This window comes from Mesorhizobium sp. M0074, assembly GCF_040322975.1.
GTDB lineage: Bacteria > Pseudomonadota > Alphaproteobacteria > Rhizobiales > Rhizobiaceae > Mesorhizobium.
Genome location: NZ_JAMYUM010000004.1, coordinates 34,569 through 46,625, shown reverse-complemented (window position 1 = coordinate 46,625; position 12,057 = coordinate 34,569). Strand labels below are relative to the sequence as shown.

General features: G+C 60.8%; 10 protein-coding genes and 1 tRNA gene. 5 read left to right on the top strand and 6 right to left on the bottom strand.

The window, feature by feature from the left end:
- Nucleotides 1-235: 235 nt before the first annotated feature.
- Nucleotides 236-1,102, top strand: coding sequence for a class I SAM-dependent methyltransferase (locus NKJ73_RS07135; RefSeq protein ID WP_023678894.1), 867 nt, complete (start codon nt 236-238; stop codon nt 1,100-1,102).
- Nucleotides 1,103-1,452: 350 nt separating this feature from the next.
- A complete protein-coding gene (locus tag NKJ73_RS07130; protein ID WP_036239064.1) occupies nt 1,453-4,032 on the top strand; it encodes a bifunctional diguanylate cyclase/phosphodiesterase in 2,580 nt (859 codons plus the stop codon).
- Between the two features lie 88 nt (nt 4,033-4,120).
- On the opposite strand, the gene radC is transcribed toward NKJ73_RS07130, so the two are convergent.
- Together radC and map are read right to left on the bottom strand one after the other, a co-directional pair.
- On the bottom strand, nt 4,121-4,867 hold the full coding sequence (radC, locus tag NKJ73_RS07125) for a RadC family protein (RefSeq protein WP_352568841.1): 747 nt from the start codon (nt 4,865-4,867) through the stop codon (nt 4,121-4,123).
- A 52-nt stretch (nt 4,868-4,919) separates the two neighbouring features.
- Nucleotides 4,920-5,747, bottom strand: a complete 828-nt coding sequence (map, locus tag NKJ73_RS07120) for a type I methionyl aminopeptidase (RefSeq protein ID WP_352454462.1) — start codon at nt 5,745-5,747, stop codon at nt 4,920-4,922.
- A gap of 294 nt (nt 5,748-6,041) precedes the next feature.
- Here map and NKJ73_RS07115 point away from each other — a divergent pair, with 294 nt between their 5' ends.
- Nucleotides 6,042-6,338 (top strand): DUF982 domain-containing protein, encoded by a 297-nt coding sequence (locus NKJ73_RS07115; RefSeq protein WP_023678889.1) that lies wholly within the window; start codon nt 6,042-6,044, stop codon nt 6,336-6,338.
- A gap of 205 nt (nt 6,339-6,543) precedes the next feature.
- Here the strand turns inward: NKJ73_RS07115 and NKJ73_RS07110 are convergent, their stop codons facing one another.
- A complete protein-coding gene (locus tag NKJ73_RS07110) occupies nt 6,544-7,032 on the bottom strand; it encodes a hypothetical protein (RefSeq protein WP_352568840.1) in 489 nt (162 codons plus the stop codon).
- A 217-nt stretch (nt 7,033-7,249) separates the two neighbouring features.
- Here NKJ73_RS07110 and NKJ73_RS07105 point away from each other — a divergent pair, with 217 nt between their 5' ends.
- Complete coding sequence (locus NKJ73_RS07105; protein WP_352568839.1) at nt 7,250-7,444, top strand: hypothetical protein; 195 nt, start codon at nt 7,250-7,252, stop codon at nt 7,442-7,444.
- Nucleotides 7,445-7,571: 127 nt separating this feature from the next.
- Nucleotides 7,572-8,360, top strand: a complete 789-nt coding sequence (locus NKJ73_RS07100; protein ID WP_352568838.1) for a DUF4145 domain-containing protein — start codon at nt 7,572-7,574, stop codon at nt 8,358-8,360.
- A gap of 67 nt (nt 8,361-8,427) precedes the next feature.
- Here the strand turns inward: NKJ73_RS07100 and NKJ73_RS07095 are convergent.
- The 3 genes from NKJ73_RS07095 to phaC form a co-directional block, all read right to left on the bottom strand.
- Nucleotides 8,428-8,502: transfer RNA gene (locus NKJ73_RS07095), tRNA-Glu, on the bottom strand.
- 174 nt (nt 8,503-8,676) lie between these two features.
- Nucleotides 8,677-9,789: a YcbK family protein gene (locus NKJ73_RS07090; RefSeq protein WP_352568992.1), complete on the bottom strand. Its 1,113-nt coding sequence runs from the start codon at nt 9,787-9,789 to the stop codon at nt 8,677-8,679.
- A gap of 327 nt (nt 9,790-10,116) precedes the next feature.
- Nucleotides 10,117-11,952: a class I poly(R)-hydroxyalkanoic acid synthase gene (gene phaC, locus NKJ73_RS07085; RefSeq protein ID WP_352568837.1), complete on the bottom strand. Its 1,836-nt coding sequence runs from the start codon at nt 11,950-11,952 to the stop codon at nt 10,117-10,119.
- Nucleotides 11,953-12,057: the final 105 nt, after the last annotated feature.

Genomic DNA, 12,057 nt, shown 5'->3' with positions numbered 1-12,057 from the left:
AACCGACTAATCCACATACAGACCACGACGGCGGAGTCCGGGAGCGCCTGCGGGGTCCTGTCGCCGGGCGCGGCGATCGCGCCAGAAGCCTTTGATCAGCAGCAAGCCTTCCCGGGGCTGATGCTTTCGCGAGCGGCGGCGCACTGCCGCCCGGTCCGGATTGACGCGCGCTACTTTCGCTGCAAAGGTGCTTTAACGACTTGTTTACCATGCGTCAGTCAGGGGTGGGGGGAATTTGGAACGCTTTCTGGGCGCGAACCGCCTTAATTGGGATGATCGGGCCGAACTGCACTCGACCGACACAACGGGCAGCTACCACATCGAGAATGTGCTGGCCGGCGGATCCAATCTCTATGAGCTGGAAACACGCGAGCTCGGCGATATCGCCGGCAAGGATATCGTCCACCTGCAGTGTCACATCGGTCTTGACACGATCAGCCTGAAGAATCTCGGCGCAGGCAGCGTGACCGGGCTCGACTTTTCACCGACGGCGATCGTGGCGGCGCGGGATTTTGCTGCGAAGGCAGGCACCGACGTGCGCTTCGTGGAAGCGCCACTGTTCGAGGCGGTGGAAGCGCTCGGCCGGACCTTTGACATCGCTTACGTTACTTGGGGCTCGGTAAACTGGCTGGACGACGTGTTCCGTTGGGCGCGGGTGGTTGCCGATCTTCTGCGACCCGGCGGCCGCCTCTACATGGCCGAGGGCCATCCATTGATGTTTCAGTGCGATCGAAAGGCCGCGGCCCTGGAATTGAAGCACGACTGGCGAACGCCGATAGCTCGGCCGCTCGCCTGGAACGAGGAACTGACCTACACCGGCGATGATCGCATCTTGAAGCATCCTCGCTATTATGAATGGATCCACCCGATCAGTGACGTGGTGAATGCGCTGATTTCAGCTGGTCTGACGCTCGATTTTCTCAATGAGCATGATACGGTTTCGTGGCAGCACTTTTCATTTGCCGTGCGCGCCGGCAAGGATATGTACGGCCTACCCGAGAACTCTCCCAAGATACCGATGGCCTATTCCATTGGCGCGACGAAGCGCAGCGTCGGCAAGATACCATACCTTGTGTCTCCCAAGGCGATTGAGGGGCACTAGTCCAAGGTCAACGCTCCAGAGTACTCGGGTCGGAGCGTCGAAATGTGCAATGGCGCTCGTGCGCCTCGATCTTCCGAGCAAGGCTGATCTAGCTGGCGTTTCATGTTGGTCCGCATCGTGCAGCCCGCCTTCAGCATCGCTGTCGGTATCGCAGCCGGCGTCAGCCGTCGGAAAATGAAATTTCTCAGGAGTATGAAGGTCAAATTAAACATTGAAAGCTAATGTTCCTCATCGGGTCGACCCCGAGAACCTGAAAATGGCACTTGAGGAATCGCCTATTGGCTTTTTTCCGCGCTAGGTTCAACGGCATCAAGGAGGCCGTCTTTTCGTCGGCAAATATTCCGGCGGCGATCGCGTTTGTCGTCATCCTTGTCAGCGCAGCGTTCGCGGAGCACCAGAACAAAATCGTCTCGGACCAGGCCGTCCGTGCGGACGTGCTGACCAAGGTCAATCTCATCCGCGCCAAGCTCGAAGGCAATATCAACGGAAACCTTCAACTCGTGCGTGGACTGGTCGCCGCGGTCGTGACCGAGCCCTATATGGGACAGCAACGCTTCGCCTCGCTCGCGAGCAATCTGTTTGGCGCCGACTCGCAATTGAACGATATTGCCGGCGCGCCTGATCTGGTCGTTTCCCTTATGTATCCGATGGAGGGTAACGAGCAGGCGATGGGTCTGGACTACCGCAAGAACGAGCGGCAGCGTGCGGCTGCGCTAAGGGCGCGAGACGAACGCAAGCTGGTGCTTGCCGGTCCCGTCGACCTGAAACAGGGAGGACAAGGCTTCATCGGCCGCTTTCCGGTCTTCGTGCCGAGCGCTGGCAATACGGAAAGGTTCTGGGGTATCATTTCCGCCGTTGTCGACGTGCAGCGCCTTTACAGAGCGAGCGGCTTGCTTGACGACGATCTCGGGATCGACGTAGCGCTGATCGGCAGGGACGCCCTCGGTCACCGAGGTGGTCAATTCTACGGCAATGAGGAGATCAGCAAAAGCGATCCGGTGACGGCTGACGTTTTGCTTCCTTCCGGCTCGTGGCAGCTCGCGGCCATTCCCAAAAACGGCTGGCCTTCGACGCCAAGCAACGCATGGTTGTTGCGCGCGATCATGGCGACGGCCGGAGCCTTGGTTGTGTTCCCTTTCCTGGTCACAGGCCGCCTGATTGGCGAAAGACAGCGCAATTATGCGGAATTGCGTCGATTGTCACGACGCTTGGAACTCGCTCTGGAAGCTTCGGCTATTGGGGTTTGGGAACACGATCTCGCGACCAACGAGCTTACGTGGGATGATCGCGTCAACGAAATATATGGCAAACCAACCGGCGAGCACCGGGGCTACCCAGACTGGGCGGGAGCAATCCACCCAGATGATTTGGCTGGCGCCAACGCGGACTTCGACAGGGCGGTGGCCAGCGGACGACCATATTTGTCGGAGTACCGGATTGTGCGTCAGGATGGCGAGATCCGTCATGTCCGGTCCAAGGCGATCCTCTACCGGGTCGCAAACGACACCCCAAAAATGATCGGCGCGGAATGGGACGTGACTGCCGACGTCCTGCTGAACAAGGATCTGGTTCGTGCAAAACAGCTGTCCGAGTCGAAAAATGCAGAACTCGAGTCGGCCAAAGCGCGCATAGAGCACATCGCGCTTCATGATTCGCTGACCGGCTTGCCCAACCGGCGTTACCTCGACCAGGTACTGGAACATTACGCGGCAAACGCCAGGCGCTCAGGCGGGCACGCGGCACTGCTTCACATAGATCTGGATCGGTTCAAGCACATCAACGATACGCTGGGCCACGCCGCCGGTGACGCGATGCTGGTTCACGCGTCAACCGTGCTCAGGTCGAAGGTCGGCGACGAGGGATTCGTCGCCCGTATCGGGGGAGACGAATTCATCGTTCTGTGCGTGGTGCGCGACGATACCAAGCAACTGGCGCTGCTCGCCGACCGCATCATCAGCCAGATGCGCGAACCCGTCTACTATCAGGGTCATCGATGCCGTTTTGGTGTCAGCGTGGGAATCGCTGTCGATAACGCAAAAGATGTCGAAGCCAAACACCTGCTGGTGAACGCCGATATCGCGCTTTACCGAGCAAAGGGGCGGGGCCGCAATCGATACGAATTCTTCACCGACGCGATGCAAAGCGAAATCGTCGATACTAAGCGGATTGCCGACGAAATTCTCGGCGGCCTCGAGCGCAACGAGTTCATCCCCTTCTACCAGCCCCAATTTGACGCAAAGACGCTCGAAATCGTTGGGGTTGAGGCGCTGGCGAGGTGGAAACATCCAATAAAGGGTATTTTGGCGCCCGACATCTTCCTGAGGATTGCAGAAGAACTGAACGTCGTCTCGATTATCGACCAAGCCATATTGAAGCAATCGCTTTCGGATTTCGAAGAGTGGTCCGCTGCAAAACTTCACATTCCGCGGGTGTCGGTCAATGTCTCGGCCAGGCGCCTTCAAGACGAGGAGCTCATCAAGAGCCTGCGAGAACAAAATATCAAGAAAGGAACAGTTTCGTTCGAGCTTGTTGAGTCGATTTTCCTGGACGAGAACGACGACCTTGTCACCTGGAATATCGAGCAGATAAAAGAGCTGGGGATTGACGTCGAAATAGACGATTTTGGTACCGGCTACGCTTCGATGGTCAGTTTGCTGAAGTTGCAGCCGCGCCGGCTGAAGATAGATCGGCAGCTGGTCACCCCAATCGTCAAATCTCCGCAGAGAAGGCAGGTTGTCTCGTCGATCATTGAAATCGGCAAGTCGCTGGGTATCGAGGTCGTGGCGGAAGGCGTCGAGACGATGCAGCATGCACGGCTACTCAAGGGCCTGGGCTGCGACATATTGCAGGGTTATGCCTTCGGCCACGCATTCGATTCCGAGGGACTTAAGACCTTTGTCCGATCGCGACGCCTGCGCACGGCCAGCTGAGCCTCGGCGCCAGAATTTATCGAGCCGACCGCCTTGACGTTGCGGTACAGAGGCGCACAGCGGACAAAGCTGAAAACAACGCCAAACCTCAGATCAGCAGCAGGCCCTTCATGCTGGAGTGGCCTTTCCTGCCGATGATGATGTGGTCGTGAACGGCAATGCCAAGCGGTTTGGCCGTTTCTATGATCAGCTTGGTCATCTCGATGTCGGCGCGCGACGGCGTCGGGTCTCCCGACGGATGGTTATGCGCCAGAATGATCGCCGTGGCGGAGAGCTCCAAGGCGCGCCTGACCACCTCGCGCGGATAGACCGGTGTGTGGTCGACTGTGCCGACCTGCTGGACTTCGTCGGCGATCAGCGCGTTTTTCTTGTCGAGGAACAGGATGCGGAACTGCTCGCGCTCCTCGAAGGCCATCACCGACCGGCAGTATTCGAGAACCTGCGTCCAGGTCGACAACAGCTCGCGGCCGACGATCTCGCCGCGCGCCATGCGCTGCGCCGTTGCCGCAACCACCTTGAGGTCGAGCGCCACCGCCGGGCCGATGCCCTTCACCTCCTGCAGGCGCTCGACGGGCGCACCGAGGACCTCGGCCAATGTACCGAAGCGTGCCAGCAATGCCTTGGCGACCGGCTTGGTGTCGGCGCGCGGGATCAGCCGAAACAATAAAAGCTCGAGCAGTTCGTAGTCGGGGAGGGTGTTGGTACCGGCGGCGAAGCGCTCGCGCAGGCGGTCGCGATGGCCGAGATAATGCGGCTTGTCGGCGGCCACCGCCTTCGCGGGCGATCGCACTGGCCTTTCGGGAAAGAAGGCCCGCTCGTCATCGTCACCGTTCATGGCTGCCCCACCCAGCATTTGCCGGGCAAGGTAACGCCCGATCTGCCAGACACTAGGCCCGCAGGCCGGGGCGGTCGAGGTTTTTTGGCGACAGCGTGAAGATCTCGCAGCCGGTCTCGGTGACGCCGATCGTGTGCTCGTACTGCGCCGACAGCGAACGGTCGCGCGTCACCGCGGTCCAGCCGTCCGACAGCACTTTCACATGCGGCCGGCCGAGATTGATCATCGGCTCGACGGTGAAGATCATGCCCGGCCGCATCTCGACGCCTTCGCTGGCGCTGCCGTAATGCAGGATATTCGGCGCGTCGTGAAACAGCCGGCCAACCCCGTGGCCGCAGAAATCGCGCACCACCGAGCAACGCTCGGCTTCGGCATAGGTCTGGATGGCGGCGCCGATGGCGCCGGTTCGGGCGCCCGGCTTGATTGCCGCGATGCCGCGCATCAGGCACTCATACGTGACTTCGAGCAGCCGCTCCGCGGCACGCTTGATCGTACCCACCGGATACATGCGCGAGGAGTCGCCATGCCAGCCGTCGAGGATATAGGTGACGTCGATATTGACGATGTCGCCATCCTTCAATGGCTTGCTGTCGGGTATGCCGTGACAGACGACGTGGTTGATCGAGGTGCAGGATGATTTCGTGTAGCCACGGTAGTTGAGCGTCGCCGGAAGCGCGCCATGGTCCATCCCGAACTCGAAGACGAAGCGATCAATCGCTTCGGTGGTGACGCCGGGCGCCACAATCGGTACCAGTTCGTCGAGGCAGCGCGCGGTGAGATCGCAAGCCTTGCGCATGCCGACAAAACCTTCCTCGTCGTAAAGACGGATCTGGCCGGTGTTTCTGAGCGGTGCCGTGGCGGCGTCGAGATAGGTGACCATTTTTATCCGTCTTGCAGGATGCGGGGCTGGATGAGCCTCCGCGAGAGAAACCTTCCCAGATTTGGCACTGGAAAGCGCAAGGTTCAAGGACGAACTGCCGGCGACGGCCGAAGACCGGCGATATTCACGCCTGGGAGCATTCTCCTTGCCTCTAGCGGCCCATGCTTCGCCGGGTTCATTGACCACCGTAGTGACGACACATTTCTAGGCGAGAAGTCGGCCCAAGCGTTAGCCGCCACGGCAACTTTTTGCGACGAACGGCGCTGCTGCGGGGGTCGGTTCGGGAGAGATCGAATGGACAGACTGCAATTCGAGGTGCCGGTGCGGATCGCGCCTGTGCCCGGCCAGCCGGTCGAGGAAATCTACAGTGTCGAGCAGGCGCTCGATTTCCTGCAAACGTGGCCGGTTCGCCGGAAGGGACCAACCTACCAGGCCGCGTTCAATGCCTGTTTTGGCGCCACGGTGGACATCGTCGAGACCGAGGACGCATGGCGGGCCTTCATGGCCTTTTGCCGGGTGAGCGGCCTGCTTGCCAGGGACATGATGGTTCCGCGCAAGCGCGGCGGCGAGGCGAGGGGACTGCGGGCGTAGGGAGCCGGTTCGATTTCTGCCGGCGTTCCATCTGGAAGTTGACGAAGCGCTCCATGCGAAGCTCGATCATACCCGCGATCGTTGACATTTGGCGGCCTTTGCTTGCCGGGTGGGAAGGGTGTCTACAGGAGATGACGGCTTCGCACCGGCTTGCGCGGCTATGGCGGGCCGTAACCGGCGAGCGCTGGCGGTCCGGACCGAAGGCCTACAGCTTTCTGACAAGCTCCTTGCGTTTCGCGTCTCTGACGGTGTCGCTGTATCGGAACTCCGATTCCTTAGGAAAGCGAATCCAGACATCGTGCCATGCGTTCCGAGACGTGCCGCGCGCCACGTTCCTGACCCATTGAGACACCGAAGAAAATGTGGTCGCATCGCTTACCACATTCTCGGACTTGATGGTCGCGTAGTGTGTCTTACCCAGGTACTTCATGCGAAGCTCGGTTCCGTTGGGCAGGAACACAAAGCTCCACTGATGGCCGCGATCGGGGTCGCCGAACTCAGCTCCAGCAACGGCCTGCTCTGCTGCGAACTGGGCAACGCCCTCCCTGGTCCACACAAGCGGCTCGTCCCGCGTTCGCTCGATGAACTGTTCCACCTGATCGACGGCTAGGCTGACCGGGTCAAGCTTGCCCCCGGATCGAAGGATAATGCGGTTGTATAGATCCTGCGGGAAGGGAATCGAAACGTAATCCACCAGCGCTCTCCCTGTTCGAGTAGGGGCTTTATGGCAGAGTTAAAAATAGTAGTCAATCGTAGCTATGCGTAGTTATTTGCTGCGCTTTAGTGCCGTCTCACCTACTCCGAGCGGAAGCTCACGTTCGCGCTGAAGTCTCCCATCTTCCAGACGCCGTGAAATAACAGCGGCAAGCTCCGTGACCTGAGTGCCGAGCCCTGGGAGCCCCGGAGGAGAGATGCTGAGGCTGCGCTGGCGCCGCAGCCGCCATTGGGCGGAGCTCGACAGGATCGAGCGCATCTCCAAGGCGGTGGTGGACACCGAGCGCGGCGGCCAGCTGGTGGTCAAGTACACCGCCCAGCTCAGCAGCACCGAGATCGTGGCGAAGGCCGAAGCCGCCCAGCGGGCCGTCTCCGGGGCCATCAACAGCTGACTCCCATCGCTCCTTCCCCGGCAGCGCGGCTAGGGCCGCCCGCCTCGCGGCCGGGCGGCCCTAGCGTTGATTTCGTCTCTCGTCGGGTCTAATGCCGAGGGTCGGCATCGAATGAGAGAACGGCTGCATGTCCACGGAGACTCCTCCGACCGTCATCAAGGCGAACTGTTCGAGCTGCGGCGGGGAGCGCAACTGCGAGGTCCGCGGATATCACGATCAGCGCGGCGACGATGATTACCGCCACTGGTCAAAGAAGTGGTACATCCTCGAGTGCCGTGGTTGCGAACATGTATTTGCGCAGACATCGTTCTCCCGCAGCGAAGACTTCGAGGTCGTATATCTGCCGAACGGCGAAGAGATCTTGGATCACAATGTCTACAACGACACGTGGCCCGCACAGCTGAAGAGAAATCGACCTGACTGGTTTGCGAACGTGTTGCTGATAGGCGGGGACTTGAGTGAAGCTCTGACCGAGCTCTACGGCGCGCTCGACAACGACCTCAACACTCTGGCGGCCATCGGAATGCGAACGACATTCGATGTGGCTTCGGGCCGACTAGGGGTCAGTCAGAATATGACATTCAAAGAGAAACTGGGTGAGTTGGCCCATAAAGGCCACATCGGCGTTATCGACGAGAAGCGCCTCCTCGCGCTTGTCGAGGCGGGCAACGCTTCAGCGCATCGAGGCTGGAAGCCAAGTGGTCATGACTTGAACACGATGATGGACGTGTTGGAGCACTTTCTCCACGAGGCATTCGTCAGGCCGGCGCTTAATTCGCACCTCGATGCCAAGATCGATAAAATGAAGAGCCTTGTTCCGCCGAGAGCCACCATAAAATTTCCCGCAACTCCGCCCCTCAGCGTACCTGACGCGAATCCCCCCGCGCCATCCACACTGCCGCCCATATTACCCTAGAATCAGCCTGCGAAGGCGAGAGGGACCGCGATGCATCCGGTAAGTACCTGATTTCTTGTGGATTTTCTGGTACGCCCAAGGGGAATCGAACCCCTGTTACCGCCGTGAAAGGGCGGTGTCCTGACCGCTAGACGATGGGCGCGCTCAGATGTGAGCGCTTATAGTTGCGTCGCGACAAACCGGCAACCCGTCTGCCGCCGGCTGCGACAACTTTTTTCCTTTGGCTCCAAACCGCGTCTTTCCGACAGCCAAGCTGGTTTTTGCGGCATGATGCAACGCCGCCGAAGGGCCTTCGCGGTGACGGAAGATCCTCGCCCTAGCCGCGCCTGCGGCAACGCCAGTTCCAGTCGCGCTCCGGTCCGACATCGACGTGAACGGATTCGGTGTGGCAGTAGGTGCCGACGCCGCCGCGGCCCGGCATGGTGCGGATGTAGCTCGCCAGTTCCCACTTCGAGACGCCGGGGACCTGGATGTCGGCGGCGGCGCAGTACATGTGCAGCGAATTCTTGGCGCCGTTGGCGCGGCGGTTGCGGGCCGGATCGCGGTAGCCGGAGGTGACCGTCATCTTGCGGCCGTAGTGGCCTTCGATCGTCTTCAGCACGCGAACCAGCGACGGCTTCAAGCAGGCGACATCGACGCTTTCGTTCTGTTTCAGGAGGCCGTTGGGCGCCAGCCGGGCGAGGCCGGCGGCGGAGGCGACCTGGTAGGCGCCACCCGAACCTTCGTCTTCGTTGAGATCGACGTCACTCTCATCGTCGAGGCCGGATTTGCGCTTGATCTCGAACAGCGCCGTCTGTCGCACGCCGGGCAGCGCATCGGCCGTGAAGTGGCTGGTATCGCCCGTCGACACCAGCTGCACCGGCTTTTCAGCCGGATTGGCCGAGGCCAGGGTAACGGTGGGTTTTGCCGCAGGCGTCGCCTTGGCCTGCACGACCGTTGGCTGCCCGCCCGATCTGCTGTTGGCCGGCGATGCTGCCGAAGCGGGGGTGGCGCTGAACAGCGAGGCCAGGAAATTTTTCTTCGGTGCGTAGGCCTGTGGCTGCGGCATCTCGCCGGCGGTCACATAGACCGGGTTGTTCATCGCCGGCGCTGCGGCCTTGGCGTCGGGCTTCGATGCATCAGCACTGTTCTGTGCCACGGCCTGATCGGCCGTCTGGGCGTTTGGTTGCAGCGGCTGCGGCGTGTGTCCCGCGATCGTCTCGGCTGCCGTGGGAACGGCGATCGGGAAGCCGGCATCGGGCTTGGCCCCTGGCTTGGCCACTGGCACATAGGCCACCTGCTCGGGAAGGTTGGCGTCACCGTCGGCATTCATCGTCATTTGTGCGGTCGTCATCTGCGACGATGATGCGGCCGTGCTGGCCTGGGGCGCACCGGCGGCCGTGCTGATTTCGGTAGCCGAGGTATTATAGCCTGGCATGCCGACCGACATGGTCGGGTCGCCGGCCGAGGTGCAGGACGCCAGGAGCACCGAGAAAAGCGCCGCCACAATGGCGCGGCTTTCTCCCTTCGCGAGGCGCGATCCTGCTGATCTCAAAACAAAATTCCCCCTCGATATCCGACCGGTTCGTCATTGGCGCGGCGTCGAAACGTCTCGTCGAAATGACCCTTGTTCCCCGAACCGGAAACGAGACCTGTGTCAAATCTGCAAGCCTCAAAGTAATTTGGCGGCTAGAGGATGAATCAAGGCTGCTCAGGGTTGACGGCACCATTTCGCCCGCTTTTGGCGGCGCGTCAACTCACCACACATTACAGATGGTTACACGCGCACCTTGACATAGGTGCCGGGGGCTTCGCCTAGAACTTGCATATGCTCGCCCGGTTTGCGGGCCGGTACGCGGGTATTGTCCCTGGCTTCGATCCAGCGTTGCCAGTGCGGCCACCAGGAACCGGGATGGTCGGTGGCCCCGGCGAGCCACTGGTCGAAGTCGCCGGCCGGCTTGCCGCCGGTCGAGTAGTGATATTTCTGCGCCGCCGGCGGATTGACGACCCCGGCGATGTGGCCGGAGCCGGCCATGACGTAATCGACCTCGCCGCCGAAATATTTCGAGCCGAGGAATACCGACAGCGCCGGCGCGATATGGTCCTCCTTAGAGGCGAGGTTGTAGACCGGCATGGTAACGTCCTTCAGCGAAACCGTGCGGCCCGCCAGTTCCATCATGCCTTGCGAAAGCCTGTTCTCGAGATAGCAATTGCGCAAATAGAAGGAATGGTTGGCAGCGCCCATGCGGGTCGAATCGGCATTCCAGTAGAGCAGGTCGAAGGGCAGGGGATCCTTGCCGCGCATGTAGTTGTTGACGACATAGGGCCAGATCAGGTCGCCCGAGCGCAGCATGTTGAATGCAGTCGCCATCTTGGTGCCGTCGAGATAGCCTTTTTCGTTCATCGCCTTTTCGACGGCCGCGACCTGTTCCTCGTCGACGAACACTTTTAGATCGCCGGCATAGGTGAAATCGACCTGGGTGGTGAAGAAGGTCGCCGATTTGATGCGGTGGTCGCCTTCCTGCGCCATCAAGGCCAGCGCTGCCGCCAACAGCGTGCCGCCGACGCAATAGCCGATGGCGTTGACTTGCCTTTCGCCGGTGGCCTTCTCGATCGTGTCGAGGCCGTATTGCAGGCCCTCCCTGATATAGGCCTCCCAGCTCTTGGCGCCGTGCCGCTCATCCGGGTTGATCCAGGAGATGACGAAGACGGTGTGGCCTTGCTCGACCGCCCAGCGAATGAAGGATTTTTGCGGGTTGAGGTCGAGGATGTAGTATTTGTTGATCCATGGCGGGCAGATCAGCAGCGGCCGCTTGAGCACGGTGTCGGTAGTCGGTTCGTATTGCAGGATTTCGGCGACGTCGCTGCGGCCGACCACCTTGCCCGGCGTGGTGGCGAGATTCTTGCCGATCTCGAAAGGCGAATAATCGGCCTGCCGCAGCTTCAGGTCGCCCTTGCCGGCGGCAATGTCCTCGGCCAGCATCTTCATGCCGCGCACCAGGTTTTCGCCGTTGGAGGCGACAGTCTCGCGAAACAATTCCGGATTGGTCAGGATGAAATTCGACGGCGAGATGGCATTGGACACCTGCTTGACATAAAAGCCGGCCTTGTGGCGGGTGTGCTCGTCCAGGCCGTCGGCGTGCTCGACCAGTTCGGCCGCCCAGCGCGAGGTGACCAGATACGCCTGTTTGAGGAAATCGAAGAAGGCGTTGCGGCCCCATTCCGGGTCCTGGAAACGCTTGTCGCCGCGCTCGGGCTTGACCGCGTCCTCGGCGTCCTCGGCGCCGGCGCCGATGCGCTGGACGGCGTTGGCCCAGACGGTCATGTAGCCGGAAAACAGCCGCGTTTGCGCCTCCAGCGCGCGCTGCGGGTCGGAGAGCCAGTATTCGGTGAGCTTGGAGAACGTCTTCACCATGTCGACGACCGGCTCGGCGACGTGATCGCGCACCTCGCCCTTTTCCCGCGGCTCGGCCCATGCCGAGGCGGCCTTGCCGGCCTGCTCGATCATGCGGGCCATGTTCAGAGCGAAGCGTTCCGGGTCCTTCACCAGATATTGCTCGACGGTCGAAGGTTGGTCATCTTCCGCTTTGCCCGAATCGGGTGTTTTGGACATGGTTCGCGGGGTTCCTCCCGAAGCGTTTTGTTGACATATTACCATGGGATATCGAACAGGGTCCAATGTGCTCTAACCCGGCCGCCAGGAAAACAATATGACGAT